At 58.5% G+C, this 20,822-nt stretch carries 32 protein-coding genes; 31 read left to right on the forward strand and 1 reads right to left on the reverse strand.

What is annotated here, in order from left to right:
- Positions 1-18: 18 nt before the first annotated feature.
- From rplC to bfr, 29 genes are all read left to right on the forward strand, one after another.
- Positions 19-654, forward strand: coding sequence for a 50S ribosomal protein L3 (gene rplC, locus B4M43_RS19950; RefSeq protein ID WP_296269199.1), 636 nt, complete (start codon positions 19-21; stop codon positions 652-654).
- 12 nt (positions 655-666) lie between these two features.
- Positions 667-1,269 (forward strand): 50S ribosomal protein L4, encoded by a 603-nt coding sequence (gene rplD, locus B4M43_RS19955; RefSeq protein ID WP_296269200.1) that lies wholly within the window; start codon positions 667-669, stop codon positions 1,267-1,269.
- Entirely contained in the window at positions 1,266-1,565 is a 300-nt protein-coding gene (gene rplW, locus B4M43_RS19960; RefSeq protein WP_296269201.1) for a 50S ribosomal protein L23, read from the forward strand. The genes rplD and rplW overlap by 4 nt, the downstream gene beginning before the upstream one ends.
- 14 nt (positions 1,566-1,579) lie before the next feature.
- A complete protein-coding gene (gene rplB / locus B4M43_RS19965; protein WP_296269202.1) occupies positions 1,580-2,404 on the forward strand; it encodes a 50S ribosomal protein L2 in 825 nt (274 codons plus the stop codon).
- 16 nt (positions 2,405-2,420) lie between these two features.
- Complete coding sequence (gene rpsS / locus B4M43_RS19970) at positions 2,421-2,696, forward strand: 30S ribosomal protein S19 (protein WP_013789761.1); 276 nt, start codon at positions 2,421-2,423, stop codon at positions 2,694-2,696.
- An 11-nt stretch (positions 2,697-2,707) separates the two neighbouring features.
- A complete protein-coding gene (rplV, locus tag B4M43_RS19975) occupies positions 2,708-3,040 on the forward strand; it encodes a 50S ribosomal protein L22 (RefSeq protein WP_003103908.1) in 333 nt (110 codons plus the stop codon).
- Positions 3,041-3,053: 13 nt separating this feature from the next.
- Entirely contained in the window at positions 3,054-3,740 is a 687-nt protein-coding gene (gene rpsC / locus B4M43_RS19980) for a 30S ribosomal protein S3 (protein ID WP_003255481.1), read from the forward strand.
- A gap of 12 nt (positions 3,741-3,752) precedes the next feature.
- Positions 3,753-4,166: a 50S ribosomal protein L16 gene (gene rplP, locus B4M43_RS19985; RefSeq protein ID WP_009397508.1), complete on the forward strand. Its 414-nt coding sequence runs from the start codon at positions 3,753-3,755 to the stop codon at positions 4,164-4,166.
- Positions 4,166-4,357 (forward strand): 50S ribosomal protein L29, encoded by a 192-nt coding sequence (gene rpmC, locus B4M43_RS19990; RefSeq protein ID WP_002555481.1) that lies wholly within the window; start codon positions 4,166-4,168, stop codon positions 4,355-4,357. Before rplP ends, rpmC begins: the two co-directional genes overlap by 1 nt.
- Positions 4,358-4,359: 2 nt before the next feature.
- A complete protein-coding gene (gene rpsQ / locus B4M43_RS19995; protein ID WP_023534981.1) occupies positions 4,360-4,626 on the forward strand; it encodes a 30S ribosomal protein S17 in 267 nt (88 codons plus the stop codon).
- A gap of 23 nt (positions 4,627-4,649) precedes the next feature.
- Entirely contained in the window at positions 4,650-5,018 is a 369-nt protein-coding gene (rplN, locus tag B4M43_RS20000; protein WP_011063774.1) for a 50S ribosomal protein L14, read from the forward strand.
- Positions 5,019-5,029: 11 nt separating this feature from the next.
- The gene (gene rplX, locus B4M43_RS20005) at positions 5,030-5,344 is read left to right on the forward strand and encodes a 50S ribosomal protein L24 (protein WP_003255476.1); all 315 of its coding nucleotides are present in this window, start codon (positions 5,030-5,032) and stop codon (positions 5,342-5,344) included.
- A 20-nt stretch (positions 5,345-5,364) separates the two neighbouring features.
- Positions 5,365-5,904 carry a 50S ribosomal protein L5 gene (rplE, locus tag B4M43_RS20010; protein ID WP_296269203.1) on the forward strand — a complete coding sequence of 180 codons (540 nt, stop codon included), beginning with the start codon at positions 5,365-5,367 and terminating at the stop codon, positions 5,902-5,904.
- A gap of 13 nt (positions 5,905-5,917) precedes the next feature.
- Positions 5,918-6,223 (forward strand): 30S ribosomal protein S14, encoded by a 306-nt coding sequence (rpsN, locus tag B4M43_RS20015; protein ID WP_296269204.1) that lies wholly within the window; start codon positions 5,918-5,920, stop codon positions 6,221-6,223.
- A 209-nt stretch (positions 6,224-6,432) separates the two neighbouring features.
- Positions 6,433-6,825, forward strand: a complete 393-nt coding sequence (gene rpsH / locus B4M43_RS20020; RefSeq protein ID WP_296269205.1) for a 30S ribosomal protein S8 — start codon at positions 6,433-6,435, stop codon at positions 6,823-6,825.
- 12 nt (positions 6,826-6,837) lie between these two features.
- On the forward strand, positions 6,838-7,371 hold the full coding sequence (rplF, locus tag B4M43_RS20025; protein ID WP_060478898.1) for a 50S ribosomal protein L6: 534 nt from the start codon (positions 6,838-6,840) through the stop codon (positions 7,369-7,371).
- A 10-nt stretch (positions 7,372-7,381) separates the two neighbouring features.
- Complete coding sequence (gene rplR / locus B4M43_RS20030) at positions 7,382-7,732, forward strand: 50S ribosomal protein L18 (protein ID WP_003255467.1); 351 nt, start codon at positions 7,382-7,384, stop codon at positions 7,730-7,732.
- A 3-nt stretch (positions 7,733-7,735) separates the two neighbouring features.
- Positions 7,736-8,236 (forward strand): 30S ribosomal protein S5, encoded by a 501-nt coding sequence (gene rpsE, locus B4M43_RS20035; RefSeq protein WP_003255465.1) that lies wholly within the window; start codon positions 7,736-7,738, stop codon positions 8,234-8,236.
- Positions 8,237-8,238: 2 nt separating this feature from the next.
- Positions 8,239-8,415: a 50S ribosomal protein L30 gene (rpmD, locus tag B4M43_RS20040; protein ID WP_029614570.1), complete on the forward strand. Its 177-nt coding sequence runs from the start codon at positions 8,239-8,241 to the stop codon at positions 8,413-8,415.
- Positions 8,416-8,418: 3 nt separating this feature from the next.
- Positions 8,419-8,853: a 50S ribosomal protein L15 gene (gene rplO, locus B4M43_RS20045; RefSeq protein WP_043192539.1), complete on the forward strand. Its 435-nt coding sequence runs from the start codon at positions 8,419-8,421 to the stop codon at positions 8,851-8,853.
- Positions 8,854-10,185, forward strand: a complete 1,332-nt coding sequence (gene secY / locus B4M43_RS20050; protein ID WP_028695413.1) for a preprotein translocase subunit SecY — start codon at positions 8,854-8,856, stop codon at positions 10,183-10,185.
- 27 nt (positions 10,186-10,212) lie between these two features.
- Positions 10,213-10,329, forward strand: a complete 117-nt coding sequence (rpmJ, locus tag B4M43_RS20055) for a 50S ribosomal protein L36 (RefSeq protein WP_002555468.1) — start codon at positions 10,213-10,215, stop codon at positions 10,327-10,329.
- Positions 10,330-10,459: 130 nt separating this feature from the next.
- Positions 10,460-10,816: a 30S ribosomal protein S13 gene (rpsM, locus tag B4M43_RS20060; RefSeq protein ID WP_296269206.1), complete on the forward strand. Its 357-nt coding sequence runs from the start codon at positions 10,460-10,462 to the stop codon at positions 10,814-10,816.
- 18 nt (positions 10,817-10,834) lie between these two features.
- Positions 10,835-11,224, forward strand: a complete 390-nt coding sequence (rpsK, locus tag B4M43_RS20065) for a 30S ribosomal protein S11 (protein WP_003255454.1) — start codon at positions 10,835-10,837, stop codon at positions 11,222-11,224.
- Positions 11,225-11,239: 15 nt separating this feature from the next.
- The gene (gene rpsD / locus B4M43_RS20070) at positions 11,240-11,860 is read left to right on the forward strand and encodes a 30S ribosomal protein S4 (protein ID WP_028695415.1); all 621 of its coding nucleotides are present in this window, start codon (positions 11,240-11,242) and stop codon (positions 11,858-11,860) included.
- A 22-nt stretch (positions 11,861-11,882) separates the two neighbouring features.
- Positions 11,883-12,884 carry a DNA-directed RNA polymerase subunit alpha gene (locus B4M43_RS20075; RefSeq protein ID WP_296269207.1) on the forward strand — a complete coding sequence of 334 codons (1,002 nt, stop codon included), beginning with the start codon at positions 11,883-11,885 and terminating at the stop codon, positions 12,882-12,884.
- Positions 12,885-12,926: 42 nt separating this feature from the next.
- On the forward strand, positions 12,927-13,313 hold the full coding sequence (gene rplQ, locus B4M43_RS20080; RefSeq protein ID WP_028695417.1) for a 50S ribosomal protein L17: 387 nt from the start codon (positions 12,927-12,929) through the stop codon (positions 13,311-13,313).
- A gap of 172 nt (positions 13,314-13,485) precedes the next feature.
- A complete protein-coding gene (locus tag B4M43_RS20085; RefSeq protein WP_296269208.1) occupies positions 13,486-14,925 on the forward strand; it encodes a catalase in 1,440 nt (479 codons plus the stop codon).
- 163 nt (positions 14,926-15,088) lie between these two features.
- Complete coding sequence (bfr, locus tag B4M43_RS20090) at positions 15,089-15,553, forward strand: bacterioferritin (RefSeq protein WP_296269209.1); 465 nt, start codon at positions 15,089-15,091, stop codon at positions 15,551-15,553.
- Between the two features lie 72 nt (positions 15,554-15,625).
- Here bfr and uvrA read toward each other — a convergent pair whose 3' ends face one another.
- The gene (uvrA, locus tag B4M43_RS20095) at positions 15,626-18,460 is read right to left on the reverse strand and encodes an excinuclease ABC subunit UvrA (RefSeq protein ID WP_296269210.1); all 2,835 of its coding nucleotides are present in this window, start codon (positions 18,458-18,460) and stop codon (positions 15,626-15,628) included.
- Between the two features lie 129 nt (positions 18,461-18,589).
- Between uvrA and B4M43_RS20100 the strand changes: the two genes are divergently transcribed.
- On the forward strand, positions 18,590-19,981 hold the full coding sequence (locus B4M43_RS20100; RefSeq protein WP_296269211.1) for an MFS transporter: 1,392 nt from the start codon (positions 18,590-18,592) through the stop codon (positions 19,979-19,981).
- 9 nt (positions 19,982-19,990) lie between these two features.
- Entirely contained in the window at positions 19,991-20,560 is a 570-nt protein-coding gene (locus tag B4M43_RS20105; protein ID WP_296269212.1) for a single-stranded DNA-binding protein, read from the forward strand.
- The last annotated feature ends 262 nt before the right edge of the window (positions 20,561-20,822 follow it).

Consider the following 20,822-nt stretch of genomic DNA (forward strand, 5'->3'; position numbering starts at 1 on the left):
CACTCATGAGGTTACAACATGACTATTGGTGTAGTCGGTCGTAAATGCGGCATGACCCGCGTTTTCACCGAAGAAGGTGTCTCCATTCCGGTCACGGTCATTGAGATCGAACCGAATCGCGTCACCCAGTTCAAAACCGAAGAAACCGATGGCTACCGTGCAGTGCAAGTCACTGTCGGCGAGCGTCGCGCCTCGCGCGTGACCGCAGCTCAAGCGGGTCACTTCGCCAAAGCAAACGTTGCCGCTGGTCGCGGTGTCTGGGAGTTCCGTCTTGAAGAAGGCGAGTTCCAGGCTGGCGACTCGATCAAAGCTGAACTCTTCACTGCAGGCCAGCTGGTAGACGTGACCGGTCAGTCCAAAGGTAAAGGCTTTGCCGGTACCATCAAGCGCTGGAACTTCCGTGGTCAGGACAACACCCACGGTAACTCCGTGTCGCACCGTGTCCCAGGTTCCATCGGCCAGTGCCAGACTCCTGGTCGTGTGTTCAAGGGCAAGAAAATGTCCGGTCACATGGGCGCCGAGCGCGTGACTGTGCAGTCCCTGGAAGTTGTTCGCGTAGACGTTGAGCGCAACCTGCTGCTCGTCAAAGGTGCCGTTCCAGGCGCTACTGGCGGCGACGTGGTTGTACGTTCGGCTGTCAAGGCTCGCGGTTAAGGGGAAACTGACATGCAACTCAATGTAAATGACGCTCAGGCGATCGAAGTTTCCGAACTGACCTTCGGTGGCGAATTCAACGAGACGCTGGTACACCAAGCAGTCGTGGCCTACATGGCCGGCGGCCGTCAGGGCACCAAGCAGCAGAAGACTCGTTCCGACGTTTCCGGTGGCGGTAAGCGCCCATGGCGTCAGAAGGGTACTGGCCGTGCTCGTGCCGGTACTTCGCGTGGTCCAATCTGGCGCGGCGGTGGTGTCACCTTCGCAGCTCGCCCTCAAGATCACTCGCAAAAGCTCAACAAGAAGATGTACCGCGCAGCTCTGCGCTCCATCCTCGCTGAGCTGGTGCGTAGCGATCGTCTGGTCGTGGTTCAGGACTTCGCTGTTGAAGCCCCGAAAACCAAAGACCTGCTGAACAAGCTGAACGGCATGGGTCTGAACGACGTACTGATCGTTTCCGATGATGTTGATCAGAACCTGTACCTGGCTGCCCGCAACCTGCCGCACGTCGACGTTCGTGACGTTCAAGGTTCCGATCCGGTCAGTCTGATCGCATACGAGAAAGTGTTGATCACTGTCTCGGCCGTGAAGAAATTCGAGGAGCTGCTGGGATGAACCAGGAACGCGTATTCAAAGTCCTCCTTGGCCCGCACGTTTCCGAGAAGGCTACCGTTCTGGCTGAGAAGAAAGGCCAGTTCGTATTCAAGGTTGCTACTGACGCAACCAAGCTGGAAATCAAGAAAGCTGTCGAAGGCCTGTTCAACGTAAAAGTTGAAAACGTGTCGACTGTCAACGTTCTGGGTAAAACCAAGCGTACCGCACGTGGTCTGGGCAAGCGTAATGACTGGAAGAAGGCGATCGTCTCCCTTCAAGCCGGCCAAGATCTCGATTTCAGCAGCAGTGCTGAGTAAGGAAGGGGTGCATCATGGCAATCGTTAAATGCAAACCGACTTCCCCTGGCCGCCGTTTCGTGGTCAAGGTGGTCAACAAGGAGCTGCATAAAGGCGCTCCTCACGCACCGCTGCTCGAGAAGAAATCGAAGTCTGGTGGTCGTAACAACAATGGCCGCATCACCACGCGTCACGTCGGTGGTGGTCATAAGCAGCACTACCGTATGGTCGACTTCCGTCGCAACGACAAAGATGGCATCCCTGCCACTGTCGAGCGTATCGAATACGATCCAAACCGTACTGCTCACATCGCCCTTCTGTGCTACGCAGATGGCGAGCGTCGCTACATCATCGCGCCGAAAGGTGTGAGTGCAGGCGACCAGCTGATCGCAGGTGCCCTGGCCCCAATCAAGGCCGGCAACTCGCTGCAGCTGCGCAACATTCCAGTTGGTAGCACCATTCATGGTGTCGAACTGAAGCCTGGCAAAGGTGCCCAGATCGCTCGTTCCGCAGGTGCTTCGGCACAGCTGATCGCTCGTGACGGTGTCTACGTGACCCTGCGTCTTCGTTCTGGTGAGATGCGTAAAGTACTGGCCGAGTGCCGTGCGACCCTGGGCGAAGTCTCGAACTCCGAGCACAGCCTGCGTTCGCTGGGTAAAGCTGGTGCCAAACGCTGGCGTGGCGTTCGCCCAACCGTTCGTGGTGTTGCCATGAACCCGGTTGACCACCCGCATGGTGGTGGTGAAGGTCGTACCTCCGGTGGTCGTCATCCGGTATCGCCATGGGGCTTCCCAACCAAGGGTGCGAAAACCCGTGGTAATAAGCGTACCGACAATATGATCGTCCGTCGTCGCAAGTAACTAGAGGGATACGACAGTGCCACGTTCTCTGAAAAAAGGTCCTTTCATCGATCTTCACCTGTTGAAGAAGGTCGAAGTGGCGGCGGAAAAGAACGATCGCAAACCGGTGAAAACCTGGTCGCGCCGTTCGATGATCCTGCCACAAATGGTCGGTCTGACCATCGCTGTACACAACGGTCGTCAACACGTCCCCGTTCTGGTGAACGAAGACATGGTCGGCCACAAACTGGGCGAGTTCGCCGGTACCCGCACTTATCGTGGGCACGTGGCTGACAAGAAAGCCAAGCGTTAAGGGGTTAGGAAATGGAAGTAGCCGCTAAGTTGTCGGGCGCTCGAATCTCCGCCCAGAAAGCCCGCTTGGTCGCCGACCAGATCCGCGGGAAGAAGGTGGGCGAAGCGCTCAACCTGTTGGCCTTCAGCAGCAAAAAAGCCGCTGAAATCATGAAGAAAGTCCTCGAGTCGGCCGTAGCCAACGCCGAACACAACGAAGGCGCAGACGTTGATGACCTGAAGGTCTCCACCGTTTTCGTCAACGAAGGGCGTTCGCTGAAGCGCATCATGCCGCGTGCCAAAGGCCGCGCTGATCGCATCGTCAAGCGGTCTTGCCATATCACTGTCAAGGTTGCGGACAAGTAACGGAGTCGATCAGATGGGTCAGAAAGTACATCCCACTGGCATTCGCCTGGGAATCGTCAAGGAGCACACCTCCGTCTGGTACGCAGACGGTGCTACTTACGCAGATTACCTGTTGAAGGATCTGAAAACACGTGAGTACCTCCAAGACAAATTAAAAAGCGCGTCCGTAAGCCGTATCGATATCCATCGTCCGGCCCAAACTGCACGCATCACCATCCACACCGCTCGTCCCGGTATCGTTATCGGTAAGAAGGGTGAGGATGTCGAGAAGCTGCGTCAGGACCTGACCAAGCAGATGGGTGTGCCTGTGCACATCAACATCGAAGAGATCCGCAAGCCGGAACTCGACGCCATGCTGGTTGCGCAAAGCGTAGCTCAGCAGCTGGAGCGCCGCGTTATGTTCCGTCGCGCCATGAAGCGCGCCGTTCAGAACGCCATGCGTATTGGTGCCAAGGGCATCAAGATCCAGGTGAGCGGTCGTCTCGGCGGTGCCGAGATCGCACGTACCGAGTGGTATCGCGAAGGTCGTGTGCCTCTGCACACCCTGCGTGCCGATATCGACTACAACACCTACGAAGCTCACACCACTTACGGTGTGATCGGTGTGAAGGTTTGGATCTTCAAAGGCGAAGTTATTGGTGGTCGCCAAGAAGAGCTGAAACCACAAGCACCAGCGCCTCGTAAAAAAGCTGCTAAGTAAGGGGTACGCCAAATGTTGCAACCTAAGCGTACAAAATTCCGCAAGCAGATGACTGGCCACAACCGTGGTCTGGCACTGCGCGGTAGCAAAGTCAGCTTCGGCGAGTTCGCCCTGAAAGCTGTTGCTCGCGGTCGTCTTACCGCCCGTCAGATCGAGTCCGCGCGTCGTGCGCTGACCCGTCACGTAAAACGTGGCGGCAAGATCTGGATCCGTGTCTTCCCGGACAAGCCGGTTACCAAGAAGCCTCTCGAGGTTCGTATGGGTAAAGGTAAAGGTTCCGTGGAGTACTGGGTTGCCCAGATCCAGCCAGGCAAAGTCCTGTACGAGATCGAGGGTGTTTCTGAAGAGCTGGCGCGCGAAGCTTTCGCCCTGGCTGCTGCAAAGCTGCCTCTCGCCACCTCCTTTGTTAAGCGGACGGTGATGTGATGAAAGCGAATGAACTTCGTGAAAAATCGGCACAGCAGCTGAACGAGCAACTGCTCGGCCTGCTGCGCGACCAGTTCAATCTGCGTATGCAGAAAGCAACTGGCCAGTTGGGGCAGTCGCACCTGCTCTCGCAAGTTAAGCGTGACATCGCTCGCGTGAAAACTGTGCTCAACCAGCAGGCAGGTAAGTGATCATGGCTGAAGCTGAAAAAACCGTCCGTACGCTGACTGGCCGTGTCGTCAGCGACAAAATGGACAAGACCATCACCGTATTGATCGAGCGTCGCGTCAAGCACCCGATCTACGGTAAATACGTTAAGCGTTCGACTAAGCTGCACGCGCACGACGAAACCAACCAGTGCAAGATCGGCGACAAGGTTTCGATCACCGAAACGCGTCCGCTGGCCAAGACCAAGTCCTGGGCACTGGTTGAAGTCCTCGAACGCGCTGTTGAAGTCTAAGGGCTAGGGGTCGGAGAAATTTTATGATTCAGACTCAATCCATGCTCGATGTGGCCGATAACAGCGGCGCTCGTCGCGTCATGTGCATCAAGGTGCTCGGCGGTTCCCACCGCCGTTACGCCGGCATCGGTGACATCATCAAGGTTACCGTCAAGGAAGCGATTCCTCGCGGTAAGGTCAAAAAAGGCCAAGTGATGACCGCCGTTGTTGTCCGTACCCGTCACGGTGTACGTCGCGCTGACGGTTCCATCATTCGTTTCGACGGTAACGCTGCTGTTCTGCTGAACAACAAGCAAGAGCCGATCGGCACTCGCATCTTCGGGCCAGTGACCCGTGAACTTCGCAACGAGAAGTTCATGAAGATCGTCTCGCTCGCCCCTGAAGTGCTCTAAGGAGATCCGACATGCAAAAGATTCGTCGTGACGACGAGATCATCGTGATCGCCGGCAAAGACAAAGGTAAGCGCGGTAAGGTGCTGAAGGTGCTCGCTGACGACCGTCTGGTCATCGGTGGTGTGAACCTGGTCAAGCGCCATACCAAGCCTAACCCGATGGCGGGCGTACAAGGCGGTATCGTCGAGAAAGAAGCGCCTCTGCACGCTTCCAACGTTGCCATCTTCAATGGCGAAACCAACAAAGCTGACCGCGTTGGTTTCAAGGTTGAAGACGGTAAGAAAATTCGTGTCTTCAAGTCGACCCAAAAAGCGGTTGATGCTTGAACACTGCTAGGTAGAAGACCATGGCACGACTGAAAGAGATTTACCGGAACGAAATCGCTCCCAAGCTTAAGGATGAACTTAAGCTTTCGAACGTGATGGAAGTTCCACGCGTTACCAAAATCACCCTGAACATGGGTCTTGGCGAAGCGGTCGGTGACAAGAAAGTCATCGAGCACGCGGTTGCCGACCTGGAAAAGATCACTGGTCAAAAGCCAGTCGTGACGTTCGCTCGCAAATCCATCGCTGGCTTCAAAGTCCGCGAAGGATGGCCGATCGGTGTCAAGGTGACTCTGCGTAGCGACCGTATGTACGAGTTCCTGGACCGCCTGCTGGCGATCTCCCTGCCACGTGTCCGCGACTTCCGCGGCCTCAATGCCAAGTCCTTCGATGGTCGTGGCAACTACAGCATGGGCGTGAAAGAGCAGATCATCTTCCCGGAAATCGATTACGACAAGATCGATGCTCTGCGCGGTTTGGACATTACCCTGACCACCACTGCTCGTTCGGATGACGAAGGCCGCGCTCTGCTGCGTGCATTCAAATTCCCGTTCCGCAACTGATTGGAGTAGGAAAATGGCCAAGAAGAGCATGAAAAACCGCGAGCTGAAGCGTCAGCTCACGGTAGCTAAGTTCGCCAAAAAGCGTGCTGAGCTGAAAGCGACCATCGTCGACCTGAACGCTTCTCCGGAAGACCGTTTCGCCGCCGTTGTCGCTCTGCAGAAGCAGCCACGCGACGCAAGCGCTGCGCGCCTGCGCAACCGCTGCCGCCTGACCGGTCGTCCGCACGGTGTATACCGTAAGTTCGGCCTGTCCCGTAACAAACTGCGCGAAGCTGCAATGCGCGGTGACGTACCGGGTCTGGTCAAGGCCAGCTGGTAAGCTCGGCAAGTCAGGACGCCGCGTCGGAAGGGGAACCTTCCGACCGCCGGTGACTCTGCAACGAAACAAGCCCCTTCATGGGGCTTGTTTCGTTTTTGTCTTGTGTCTAGAATGACCGGCTCACCTGGGTCCGGGCCTTTTGCCCTGCCTGCTCAGGTGGTTGTGATAGCCGCAAGGCTAATAATTCTTGTATCAGGAGCATCTAGCCCATGAGTATGCAGGACCCGTTAGCGGACATGCTAACTCGCATCCGTAATGCCCAGATGGCTGAGAAGTCAGTCGTGAGCATGCCTTCTTCGACGTTGAAGGTTGCGGTTGCCAAAGTTCTGAAGGACGAAGGTTACATTGCTGGCTACGAAGTCAGCGCTGAAGCCAAGCCTTCTCTCTCCCTTGAACTGAAGTACTTCGAAGGCCGTCCGGTCATCGAGGAACTGAAGCGCTCCAGCCGTCCAGGCCTGCGCCAGTACAAATCCGTTTCTGATCTGCCGAAAGTTCGTGGCGGTCTGGGCGTATCCATCGTCTCCACCAACAAGGGTGTGATGACGGATCGTGCTGCGCGGGCTGCCGGTGTCGGCGGCGAAGTGCTCTGCACTGTGTTCTAAGGGGGGATAGGCATGTCTCGCGTCGCTAAGAACCCCGTTAAGCTGCCATCGGGCGTCGAAGTCAAATTCGCCGGTCAGCAGCTTTCGGTGAAGGGTGCCAAGGGCACTCTCGAACTGAACGTTCACTCGTCTGTTGAAGTTACCGAAGAGTCTGGTGAGCTGCGTTTCGTCGCTCGCAACGGTGATCAGCAAGCTCGCGCCATGGCCGGTACTACCCGTGCTCTGGTGAACAACATGGTCCAAGGCGTAAGCCAAGGCTTCGAGCGTAAGCTCCAGCTGGTCGGTGTTGGTTACAAGGCCCAGGCAAAAGGCACCGTCCTGAACCTGGCCCTGGGCTTCTCGCACCCAGTGGACTACGAACTTCCAGCCGGCATCACCGCTGAAACCCCAAGCCAGACCGACATCCTGATCAAGGGTATCGACAAGCAGCTGGTGGGTCAGGTGGCCGCTGAAATCCGCGGTTTCCGTCCGCCAGAGCCGTACAAAGGCAAAGGTGTGCGTTACGCGGACGAAGTAGTCCGTCGTAAAGAAGCCAAGAAGAAGTAGGGCCTAGCAAATGACCGACAAAAAAGTTATTCGACTGCGTCGCGCTCGCAAAGCACGCCTGAAAATGCACGAACTCGAAGTCGTGCGCCTCTGCGTGTTCCGTTCGTCGCAGCACATCTATGCCCAAGTCATTTCGGCAGACGGCAGCAAGGTTCTGGCAAGCGCCTCGACCTTGGACAAAGACCTGCGTGATGGCGCCACTGGCAACATCGACGCGGCCACTAAGGTTGGCAAGCTGGTCGCTGAGCGTGCGAAAGCCGCTGGTGTATCTCAAGTTGCCTTTGACCGTTCCGGCTTCAAGTACCATGGCCGCGTCAAAGCGCTGGCTGATGCTGCTCGTGAAGGCGGGCTGGAGTTCTAAGTTATGGCAAATAACGATCAAAAGCGCGACGAAGGCTACATCGAGAAGCTGGTTCAAGTTAACCGCGTAGCCAAAACCGTCAAAGGCGGCCGTATCTTCACCTTCACCGCGCTGACCGTGGTAGGTGATGGCAAGGGCCGTGTTGGTTTCGGCCGTGGCAAATCGCGCGAAGTACCGGCTGCGATCCAGAAAGCCATGGAAGCTGCTCGTCGCAACATGATTCAGGTTGACCTGAAAGGCACCACCCTGCAGTACGCCACCAAGGCCGCCCACGGCGCCTCGAAGGTCTACATGCAGCCTGCCTCGGAAGGTACCGGTATCATCGCCGGCGGCGCCATGCGTGCCGTCCTGGAAGTTGCTGGCGTTCAGAACGTTCTGGCCAAGTGCTACGGTTCGACCAACCCAGTGAACGTGGTTTACGCCACCTTCAAGGGTCTGAAAGCCATGCAATCTCCTGAATCCATTGCTGCCAAGCGCGGCAAGAGCGTCGAGGAGATCTTCTGATCATGGCTACCGTTAAAGTAACGCTGATCAAAAGCACCGCCGGCCGCCTGCCTAACCACATTCTGTGCGTTAAAGGTCTGGGTCTGCGTCGCATCGGTCACACCGTAGAAGTCCAAGATACTCCCGAGAACCGCGGGATGATCAACAAGGCTTACTACATGCTGCGCGTTGAGGGTTAATCGATGAAACTCAATGATCTGAGTCCAGCGCCGGGTTCCCGTCGCGAGAAGCATCGTCCGGGTCGTGGTATCGGTAGCGGTCTGGGTAAGACTGGCGGCCGCGGCCACAAAGGTCAGACCTCCCGTTCCGGTGGCACCATTGCTCCAGGCTTCGAGGGTGGCCAACAGCCGCTGCACCGTCGCCTGCCGAAGTTCGGTTTCGTTTCCCTGAAAGCCATGGACCGCGCCGAAGTGCGTCTGTCCGAGCTGGCCAAAGTGGAAGGCGACATCGTCTCCGTGCAATCTTTGAAGGATGCCAACGTGATCAACCAGAACGTACAGCGTGTGAAAATCATGCTGTCTGGCGAAGTCACCCGTGCAGTCACCATCAAGGGTATCGCAGCCACCAAAGGTGCGCGTGCGGCTATCGAAGCAGCTGGCGGCAAGTTCGAGGAATAAATGGCTAAGCAAGGTGCTCTCTCTTCGCTCGGTAAGGGCGGGATGTCGGAACTCTGGGCTCGTCTGCGCTTTCTGTTTCTGGCGATCATCGTCTACCGGATCGGCGCGCATATCCCGGTGCCTGGCATCAATCCCGACCGTCTGGCGGATCTGTTTCGGCAGAATGAGGGGACCATTCTTAGCTTGTTCAACATGTTTTCCGGTGGTGCGCTGGAGCGCATGAGCATTTTTGCACTGGGGATCATGCCGTACATTTCGGCATCGATCATCATGCAGCTCATGACCGCTGTCAGCCCACAGCTGGAACAGTTGAAGAAGGAAGGTGAAGCTGGCCGTCGCAAGATCAGCCAGTACACCCGCTACCTCACTGTAATCCTGGCATTGGTTCAAGCGATTGGCATGTCCATTGGCCTGGCCAACCAGGGCGTGGCGTTTTCTGTTGGCCTCGGCTTCCATGTCGTCGCCGTCTCCACCTTCGTGGCAGGCGCGATGTTCATGATGTGGCTGGGTGAGCAGATCACCGAGCGCGGTGTGGGCAACGGTATCTCGATGTTGATCTTCGCAGGTATCGTTGCCGGTCTTCCGAGAGCAATCGGGCAGTCTTTCGAGTCTGCGCGTACCGGCGATATCAACATTTTCGCCTTGGTCGCAATCGGGTTGCTGGCAGTAGCGATCATCGGTTTTGTGGTGTTCATTGAGCGTGGTCAGCGTCGTATCGCCGTTCACTACGCCAAGCGTCAGCAGGGCCGCAAGGTCTTCGCTGCGCAGACCAGCCACTTGCCGCTCAAGGTGAACATGGCAGGGGTCATCCCAGCCATTTTCGCCAGCAGCATTCTGCTGTTCCCGGCTTCGCTGGGTGCCTGGTTCGGTCAGTCCGAAGGTATGGGCTGGCTGCAGGACATCTCGCAGTCGATCGCTCCTGGTCAGCCGTTGAACATCTTGCTGTTTAGTGCAGGGATCATTTTCTTCTGCTTCTTCTACACAGCGCTGATGTTCAATCCGAAAGACGTAGCGGAAAACCTGAAGAAGTCCGGTGCCTTTATTCCGGGCATCCGTCCTGGTGAACAGTCGGCTCGCTACATTGATGGCGTTCTGACCCGTTTGACCATGTTCGGTGCTCTATACATGATGGCCGTATGCCTTCTGCCCCAGTTCCTGGTGGTGGCTGCAAACGTGCCGTTCTACCTTGGCGGGACCTCGTTGCTGATTGTGGTAGTGGTTGTGATGGACTTCATGTCCCAAGTACAATCGCACCTCGTTTCGCACCAGTACGAATCCCTGATGAAGAAAGCCAACCTGAAAGGCTACGGTGGCAGCAGCCTGCTGCGCTGATACGCCCCTAAGGTCGAGGAGTCGGTAATGAAAGTTCGTGCATCGGTGAAAAAGCTGTGCCGTAACTGCAAGATTATTCGCCGCGAAGGTGTCGTGCGCGTGATCTGCAGCGCGGAACCGCGTCACAAACAGCGCCAAGGCTGAGTGTGATTGTGCTTTAAGCCCAGCAGCTAGTGCGCTGCTGGGTTGATTAATCGTTTCTACAGCGATATTATCTCGCGCCCTATTTCTTGGCTTCCGGGGCGTAGGTAGCTGTCAATTGGAGTCCCACTGAATGGCCCGTATTGCAGGCGTAAACATTCCAGATAACAAGCATACTGTTATCTCGCTGACCTACATCTATGGTGTTGGTCGCACCACTGCGCAGAAAATCTGCGTAGACGCTGGCGTAAATCCAGCCGCAAAGATCAAGGATCTGAGCGACGAGCAAATCGAAACCCTGCGTGGCGAAGTCGCGAAGTTCACCACTGAAGGTGACCTGCGTCGTGACATCAACATGAAGATCAAGCGCTTGATGGACCTGGGCTGCTACCGCGGTCTGCGCCATCGTAAAGGTCTGCCGGTTCGCGGTCAGCGCACCAAGACCAACGCACGCACCCGTAAGGGCCCGCGTAAGCCGATCCGCAAGTAACCGCCCGGGAATATAGACATGGCAAAACCTGCTGCTCGTCCTCGTAAGAAAGTCAAAAAGACAGTGGTTGATGGCATCGCCCACATCCATGCGTCTTTCAACAACACTATCGTGACCATCACCGACCGTCAGGGCAATGCTTTGTCCTGGGCGACCTCCGGTGGTTCCGGTTTCCGTGGTTCGCGCAAATCCACTCCGTTCGCAGCTCAGATCGCTGCCGAACGTGCTGGTCAAGCTGCGCTGGAATACGGTCTTAAGAACCTTGACGTCAACGTCAAGGGTCCAGGTCCAGGTCGTGAGTCCGCCGTTCGTGCTTTGAACAGCTGCGGCTACAAGATCGCCAGCATCACCGACGTGACGCCAATCCCGCATAACGGGTGCCGTCCGCCGAAGAAGCGCCGCGTGTAATCAGGAGACAGATAAATGGCACGTTACATTGGTCCAAAATGCAAACTGTCTCGCCGTGAAGGCACTGACCTGTTCCTGAAGAGCGGCGTTCGCGCTCTGGAATCGAAGTGCAACATCGAAGCAGCCCCAGGTATCCACGGCCAGCGCCGTGGCCGTCAGTCCGACTACGGTACCCAGCTGCGCGAGAAACAAAAAGTCCGTCGTATCTACGGTGTTCTGGAGCGTCAGTTCCGCGGTTACTACCAAGCGGCAGCCTCGAAAAAAGGCGCCACCGGTGAGAACCTGCTGCAACTGCTCGAGTGCCGTCTGGATAACGTCGTCTACCGTATGGGCTTCGGTTCTACCCGTTCCGAGTCCCGTCAGCTGGTTTCGCACAAAGCGATCAGCGTCAACGGTAAGACTGTGAACATTCCATCCTACCAAGTTCGTCCGGGTGACGTGGTCTCGGTTCGCGAGAAATCGCTGAGCCAGCTGCGCATTGTTCAAGCCCTTGAACTGTGCGCCCAGCGTGGCCGAGTTGAGTGGGTCGACGTGGATGCTGCTAAAAAGTCGGGCGTTTTCAAGAACGTTCCTGCTCGCAGCGACCTGTCCGCCGACATCAACGAAAACCTGATTGTCGAGCTCTACTCCAAGTAAGGGCTAGAAAATAGGTGCATCCATGCAGATTTCGGTAAATGAGTTCCTGACACCCCGCCACATCGATGTGCAGGTTGTCAGTCCTACCCGCGCCAAGATTACGCTCGAGCCTCTCGAGCGTGGTTTCGGCCATACCCTGGGCAACGCGCTGCGCCGCATCCTGTTGTCCTCCATGCCTGGCTGTGCAGTAGTCGAGGCCGAGATCGAGGGCGTACTCCATGAGTACTCCGCGATCGAAGGTGTACAGGAAGATGTCATTGAAATCCTGTTGAACCTGAAAGGCCTGGCTATCAAACTGCACGGTCGTGACGAAGTTACGCTGACCTTGTCGAAAAAGGGTTCGGGGGTGGTTACCGCTGCCGATATTCAGCTGGATCATGATGTCGAGATCGTCAATCCCGATCACGTAATCGCGAACCTGGCGTCCAACGGCGCCTTGAACATGAAGCTCACCGTAGCTCGTGGTCGCGGTTACGAGCCGGCCGACTCCCGTCAAACCGACGAAGACGAAAGCCGCAGCATTGGCCGTTTGCAGCTGGACGCTTCGTTCAGCCCGGTGCGTCGTATCGCCTACGTGGTCGAGAACGCCCGTGTTGAACAGCGTACCAACTTGGACAAGCTGGTCATCGATCTGGAAACCAACGGTACCCTGGATCCTGAAGAGGCCATTCGCCGCGCTGCAACCATCCTGCAACAGCAGTTGGCTGCGTTCGTCGACCTCAAAGGTGACAGTGAGCCGGTAGTGGTTGAGCAGGAAGACGAGATCGATCCGATCCTGCTGCGCCCGGTAGACGACCTTGAACTGACCGTACGTTCGGCCAACTGCCTGAAGGCGGAGAACATCTATTACATCGGCGACCTGATTCAGCGTACCGAAGTAGAGCTGTTGAAAACTCCTAACCTCGGCAAGAAGTCCCTGACTGAAATCAAGGACGTGCTGGCTTCGCGTGGTCTGTCTCTCGGCATGCGCCTCGACAACTGGCCGCCTGCAAGTCTTAAGAAAGACGACAAGGCGACTGCCTGATCGTCGTAACCACCGAACGTAGTGTTTGGTAAGGAATGAATCATGCGTCATCGTAAAAGTGGACGTCACCTGAGCCGTACCAGCTCTCACCGTAAAGCTATGTTCCAGAACATGGCGGTGTCGCTGTTCGAGCACGAGCTGATCAAAACTACCCTGCCGAAAGCCAAAGAACTGCGTCGCGTTGCCGAGCCGCTGATCACCCTGGCCAAGGAAGACAGCGTTGCCAACCGTCGTCTGGCCTTCGACCGTACTCGTTCGAAAGCCATCGTTGGCAAACTGTTCAACGATCTGGGCAAGCGCTACGCCACCCGTCAAGGCGGCTATCTGCGCATCCTCAAGTGCGGTTTCCGCGCTGGCGACAACGCGCCAATGGCGTACGTCGAGCTGGTTGATCGTCCTGTCGGCGGCGCTGTAGAAGCTGCTGAATAAGACGTCAGTCTGATCACGAAAGAACCGGACCCAGTGTCCGGTTTTTTTGTGCCTGGAATATTGTCGAAGGCTATCGATATCAAAGCATCAATCAATTAGAGCAATAGACCGCTGGTCGGCATACTCCTCGCCAAGCCACACAGTTGGCAATGCCATTCGTTCAGGAGAGCCCATGACCACGATCCTCACTACCGCCAGCGGCGCCCCCGTCGCCGACAATCAGAACTCCCGCTCCGCTGGCCCACGTGGGCCATTGATGCTGGACGACTTCCACCTGATCGAAAAGCTCGCCCACTTCAACCGCGAGAACATTCCCGAGCGCCGTGTACACGCCAAGGGTTCGGGCGCCTTTGGCACCTTTACGGTGACCCGCGATATCAGTGCTTACACCAGCGCACGTATGTTCGAACAGGTCGGCAAGCAGACCGAAACCTTCCTGCGCTTCTCCACCGTGGGTGGCGAGCGGGGCTCGGCCGACACCGAGCGCGACCCTCGCGGCTTCGCCCTCAAGTTCTATACCGAAGAAGGCAACTGGGACATCGTCGGCAATAACACACCCGTGTTCTTCATCCGTGACCCACTGAAGTTTCCCGATTTCATCCACACCCAAAAACGTCATCCGCAGACCAACCTGAAGAATGCGCAAATGATGTGGGATTTCTGGTCGCACTCGCCCGAAGCCCTGCACCAGGTCACCATCCTGTTCTCGGATCGTGGCATCCCGGACGGCTACCGGCACATGCACGGTTTTGGCAGCCACACCTACAGCCTGGTGAACGCTGCGGGTCAACGTACTTGGGTCAAGTGGCACTTCAAGACCCAGCAAGGCATCAAGAACCTGTCCGTGGCCGATGCCGCGCGTTTGGCCGGTACCGACCCGGACTATGCCCAGCGTGATCTGTTCGAAGCCATCGCGCGCGGCGACTATCCAAAGTGGACCGCTTGCATCCAGGTCATGAGCGAAGCGCAAGCGGCCAACCGCGAAGAGAATCCGTTCGACGTGACCAAGACCTGGTCGCAAAAAGAATTCCCCCTGATCGAAGTCGGTGTGCTGGAGCTCAACCGCAACCCGCTCAACTACTTTGCCGAAGTCGAACAAGCCACATTCGGGCCGAGCAACATGGTGCCTGGGGTAGGGCTCTCACCTGACCGCATGCTGCAAGGTCGCGTGTTCGCCTATGCCGATGCCCATCGCTACCGTGTAGGGACCAACCACCAGCAATTGCCGGTCAATGCCCCACGCTGCGCCGTCCACAGCTACCAGCGTGATGGCGCCATGGCCCAAGGCACGTATGGAGCGGCACCGAACTACGAGCCCAACAGCTACAGCGACGCACCCAAGCAGTCTGCGCGCCATGCGGAACCAGCCCTGCCGCTTAGCGGTGCGGCTGATCGCCACGACCACCGCATAGATGGCGATTACTTCAGCCAGGCCGGTGCGCTGTTCCGCTTGATGAGCAGCGAGCAGCAGGCGCTGTTGGTCAACAACATCGCCGGCAGCATGGCCGGTGTGAGCGACGATGTCGTCGAACGCCAACTGGGCTACTTCTACGAAGCGGACCCGCACTATGGCGAAGGGATCGTCAGAGCCTTGGGGCGCAATCTCGCCTAACTCTTAATGCTAAGAAGAACCGCCCTCATTTGGGCGGTTTTTCAATGAATATCACTACTGTTTGCCGACTTTTTTGCAAGGATCTTCCTCTTTTTCAGTGACCTCCGACGGATCGTGGTTCACACTATGTGCATACCGCTATGACTCAGGGAGTATCACGTCGATGTTAGGTCACCCGGACGTAATCGATTATCTCAACACGTTGCTGACGGGCGAACTGGCAGCACGCGATCAGTATTTCATCCACTCGCGCATGTACGAAGACTGGGGCTTGTCCAAGCTCTACGAGCGCATCAACCATGAGATGGAAGAAGAGGCACAACACGCCGACGCGCTCATGCGTCGTATCCTGATGCTCGAAGGCACGCCGCGCATGCGCCCCGACGATCTCGACGTGGGTACCACGGTACCGGAGATGATCGCAGCCGACCTGCGCCTGGAGTACAAAGTCCGCGCCGCATTGTGCAAAGGCATCGAGCTGTGCGAACTGCATCAGGATTACATCAGTCGCGACATCCTGCGCGTGCAGTTGGCCGATACTGAAGAAGACCACACCTACTGGTTGGAAAAGCAGCAAGGCCTGATCAAATCCATTGGCTTGCAGAACTACCTGCAATCGCAGATGTGATGGCCATTGCGCAAACATGAAAAAGCCCCGCCAGGTCGACCTGGCGGGGCTTTTTGTTTGGCTGCTTGAAACTTATGCCTTATCGCGTTCCAGCAAGGGTTTCAAATAATGCCCCGTATAGGACTGTTTCGCCTTGGCCAGCTCTTCCGGTGTACCGCTGGCAATGATCTGCCCACCTTTGGAACCCCCTTCGGGACCCAGGTCCACCAGCCAGTCGGCTGTCTTGATCACATCCAGGTTGTGCTCGATCACCACCACGGTATTGCCGTGGTCGCGCAGACGGTGCAGTACGTCCAGCAGTTGCTGGATGTCGGCGAAGTGCAGGCCGGTGGTGGGTTCGTCGAGGATGTACAGGGTCTTGCCGGTGTCGCGCTTGGACAGCTCACGCGACAACTTCACCCGCTGCGCCTCACCGCCTGAAAGCGTCGTGGCCGACTGCCCGAGCTTGATGTAGGACAAGCCTACGTCCATTAGGGTCTGTAGCTTGCGCGCCAAGGCAGGGACGGCGTCGAAGAAGCCCCGGGCTTCCTCGATGGTCATCTCCAGCACCTCGTGGATGTTCTTGCCCTTGTACTTCACTTCCAGCGTCTCGCGGTTGTAGCGCTTGCTCTTGCACACGTCGCACGGCACGTAGACGTCAGGCAGGAAGTGCATCTCCACCTTGATCAGACCGTCGCCCTGACAAGCCTCGCAGCGACCGCCCTTGACGTTGAAGGAGAAGCGCCCTGGCCCATAGCCGCGCGAGCGCGATTCCGGTACGCCCGAGAACAGCTCGCGAATGGGTGTGAACAGCCCGGTATAGGTAGCGGGGTTGGAGCGAGGCGTGCGGCCGATAGGGCTCTGGTCGATATCGACCACTTTGTCCAGGTGCTGCAAGCCGTCCATGCTGGTGTGCGCAGCGGCCTCCAGGCTGGTGGTGCCGTTGAGCGCGGCGGCGGCGAGCGGGTAGAGGGTGTTGTTGATCAACGTCGATTTGCCCGACCCCGAGACCCCGGTCACGCAGGTCAGCAAACCGATCGGCAACTCCAGATCGACGTTCTGCAAGTTGTTGCCGCGCGCGCCCTTGAGCTTGAGCGACAGCTTCTTGTTGCGCGGCGTACGCTTGGCCGGCACGACGATCTTCTTGCGCCCGGACAGGTACTTGCCCGTCAGCGAATCCGGATGCGCCATGACCTCGGCCGGCGTGCCCTCGGCGACGATGGCGCCACCGTGGACACCGGCACCCGGGCCGATATCGACCACGTAGTCCGCCAGGCGGATGGCGTCTTCGTCGTGTTCGACCACGATCACGGTGTTACCCAGGTCGCGCAGGTGGTTGAGCGTGCCCAACAGACGGTCGTTGTCGCGCTGGTGCAGGCCGATGGACGGTTCGTCGAGAATGTACATCACCCCCACCAAGCCCGCGCCGATCTGGCTGGCCAGACGGATACGCTGCGCCTCGCCACCGGACAGAGTCTCGGCGCTGCGGTCCAGGGTCAGGTAGTCGAGGCCGACGTTGACCAGGAACTGCAAGCGTTCGCAGATTTCCTTGAGGATCTTCGAGGCGATCTCGCCGCGACGTCCGGTCAGGGTCAGGTCGGAGAAATAGCCACTGGCATCGCCGATCGGCATGTTGGTGACCGCAGGCAAGGTCTTTTCGCCCACCCAGACGTGCCGCGCCTCACGGCGCAGACGCGTGCCGCGGCAATCGGGGCAGGGCTGGGTGCCGAGGAACTTGGCCAGCTCTTCGCGCACGGTCGACGACTCGGTCTCGCGGTAGCGCCGCTCCAGGTTCGGCACGATGCCTTCGAAGGGGTGCGAGCGCTTGACGATGTCGCCCCGGTCGTTGAGGTACTTGAAGTCGACGTTCTGCTTGCCGCTGCCTTGCAGGATGACCTTCTGGTGGTCGGCCGACAGCTCGCCGAACGGCTTGTCCAGGCTGAAGCCGTACTGCTTGGACAACGATCCGAGCATCTGGAAGTAATAGACGTTGCGCCTGTCCCAGCCGCGGATCGCGCCTTCGGCCAGGGTCAGCTCGCCATTGACCAGGCGCTTGATGTCGAAGAACTGCTTGACCCCCAAGCCGTCGCAGGTCGGGCAGGCGCCGGCCGGGTTGTTGAAGGAGAACAGCTTGGGCTCCAGCTCGCTGATGGCATGGCCGCAGATCGGGCAGGCGAAGCGCGCCGAGAAGATGGTCTCTTCGCCGCCTTCTTCGTCCATGGGCGCGATCAAAGCGATGCCGTCGGCCATCCGCAGCGCCGTCTCGAAGGACTCGGCCAGACGCTGTTGCAGGTCGCTGCGCACCTTGAAGCGGTCGATCACCACATCGATGCTGTGCTTCTTCTGCTTGTCGAGCTTGGGCACTTCGTCGAGCTCGTACAGCTTGCCGTTGATGCGGGCGCGCACGAAGCCTTGCGCCCGCAGCTCGTCGAACACGGCCAGGTGCTCGCCCTTGCGCTCGCGCACCACGGGGGCGAGCAGCATCAACTTGGTGCCTTCGGGTTGCTCGAGCACCAGGTCGACCATCTGGCTGACGGTCTGGGCTTCCAGCGGGATGTCGTGGTCCGGGCAGCGCGGCGTACCGACGCGGGCGTAGAGCAGGCGCAGGTAGTCGTAGATCTCGGTGATCGTGCCGACGGTGGAGCGAGGGTTGTGCGAGGTGGATTTCTGTTCGATGGAAATGGCCGGCGACAGACCTTCGATGGTGTCGACGTCGGGCTTTTCCATCATCGACAGGAACTGCCGCGCGTAGGCCGAAAGCGACTCCACGTAGCGGCGTTGCCCCTCGGCGTAGAGGGTGTCGAAGGCCAGTGAGGACTTGCCGGAACCGGACAGCCCGGTAATGACGATGAGCTTGTCCCGTGGAAGGGTCAGATCAATATTTTTCAGGTTGTGGGTACGTGCCCCACGGATCAGGATTTTGTCCACTGCAGCCTCGCTTGGCGGGCATAAACGAAAAAGTATACGGCCCTCTGCCATCACGCGGCAAAGCGTCGCGTATATGCCCATAAGCGGTCCGACTGATAGAATCGCCGCCGGTTCACACGAGGTTTATCCATGCACGACACCCATAGCGAACGCATGAGTGGCACTGAAACGCGCGCCGCAGGCGGGCTTGCCCTGGTCTTCGCCTTTCGCATGCTGGGCATGTTCATGGTGCTGCCGGTGCTGGCGACCTACGGGATGGACCTGGCGGGCGCCACGCCGGCGCTGATTGGCCTGGCCATCGGCGCCTACGGCCTAACCCAGGCGGTGCTGCAGATCCCGTTCGGGATGATTTCCGACCGCATCGGCCGCCGCCCGGTGATCTACCTCGGCCTGCTGGTGTTCGCCCTGGGCAGCGTGCTGGCGGCGCAGGCCGACTCCATCTGGGGCGTGATCCTGGGGCGGGTGCTGCAAGGGGCGGGCGCGATTTCCGCAGCGGTCATGGCGCTATTGTCCGACCTGACCCGCGAGCAGCACCGCACCAAGGCCATGGCCATGATCGGCATGAGCATCGGCCTGTCGTTCGCCGTGGCGATGGTCGTCGGCCCGCTGCTGACAAGTGCCTTCGGCCTGTCAGGCCTTTTCCTCGCCACAGGGGCGCTGGCGGTGGTGGGGCTGGCCATCGTGGCCTTCGTCGTGCCCAGTGCGCACAGCACGCTGTCGCACCGCGAATCGGGCGTCGCCCGCCAGGCCCTAGGCCCCACGCTGCGCCATCCGGACCTGCTGCGGCTGGACCTGAGCATCTTCGTCCTGCACGCCATCCTCATGGCCAGTTTCATCGCCTTGCCGTTGGCCTACGTCGGTGCGGGGCTACCCAAGGAAGAGCACTGGTGGGTATACCTGACCGCCTTGCTCATTTCATTTTTCGCAATGGTGCCGTTCATCATCTACGGCGAGAAGAAGCGCAAGATGAAGCGCGTGTTGCTTGGGGCGGTCGGCGTGCTGTTGCTGGTGGAGGTGTTCTTCTGGCAATGGGCTGACAACTTGCGCGGACTGGTCATCGGCACCGTGATATTCTTTACGGCGTTCAACCTGCTCGAGGCGTCGCTGCCTTCCCTGGTCAGCAAGGTGTCGCCTGCGGGCGGCAAAGGCACGGCCATGGGGGTGTATTCCACCAGCCAGTTCCTCGGTGCGGCGCTGGGCGGCATTCTCGGTGGATGGTTGTACCAGCACGGCGGCTTGGGCGTGGTGTTCCTCGGATGCGCAGCGTTGTGCGTGGTCTGGCTGGTGGGCACCGTGGGCATGAACGAGCCACCCTATGTGACCAGCCTGCGCCTGCCGCTGATGCCCGAGGCGATGCGCAACGCCGGGCTGGCTGAACGTCTCATGGCTGTGCCGGGTGTGACCGACGCCGTGGTGGTGGCAGACGAAGCTGCCATCTACATCAAACTGGATACGAAAATTTTGGATCGCACGACCTTGGAACGGCTGGTCAACCCAGCTTCATCGGCGTGCGAAGCCTAGGAGAACGTTATGGCCCGTGGGGTTAACAAAGTCATTCTGGTCGGCACCTGCGGTCAGGATCCCGAAGTCCGCTACCTGCCCAACGGTAACGCCGTGACCAACCTGAGCCTGGCTACCAGCGAGCAGTGGACCGACAAGCAGTCCGGGCAGAAGGTCGAGCGTACCGAGTGGCACCGTGTGTCGCTGTTCGGCAAGGTCGCCGAGATCGCTGGCGAATACCTGCGCAAGGGTTCGCAGTGCTACATCGAGGGCAAGCTGCAAACCCGCGAGTGGGAAAAGGACGGCATCAAGCGCTACACCACCGAAATCATCGTCGACATCAACGGCACCATGCAGCTGTTGGGCGGCCGTCCGCAGAACCAGCAGGGCGGCAACGACGGTTACAACCAGGGTGGCGGTCAGCAGCAGTACAACCAGGACGGCGGCCAGCAGCAATACAACCAAGCGCCACGTCAGCAGGCCCAGCGCCCGCAGCAGGCAACGCAGCGTCCGCAGCAGCAACAGCAGCAGCCGGCGCAACAGCAGCAACAGCAGCCGGCGGCGGATTTCGACAGCTTCGATGACGACATTCCGTTCTAAGGCTTACCCAGGACCTTCTTGCAAGGTTTAGGTCCAGAAACCCCCGCACTGCGGGGGTTTCGCGTTTTAACTGCAAAGGTTCCGCTCGGCCGCTCGGCATCGACCCTCGCCAATGGCAAGCGACCCAGCGACACTCTCCGGTCACCGCCAACGCTGCTGTCAGCGCGTCAAGGTGCAGGCCAACACCGACGAACAGGTGCGTCATGCTCCACGCTTTGGCCTAACCTCCCTGCAACAGCGCCGGGTATCGCTCGGCCATGCC

It is taken from the genome of Pseudomonas sp. UBA6562 (assembly GCF_002434265.1).
Taxonomy (GTDB): Bacteria; Pseudomonadota; Gammaproteobacteria; order Pseudomonadales; family Pseudomonadaceae; genus Aquipseudomonas.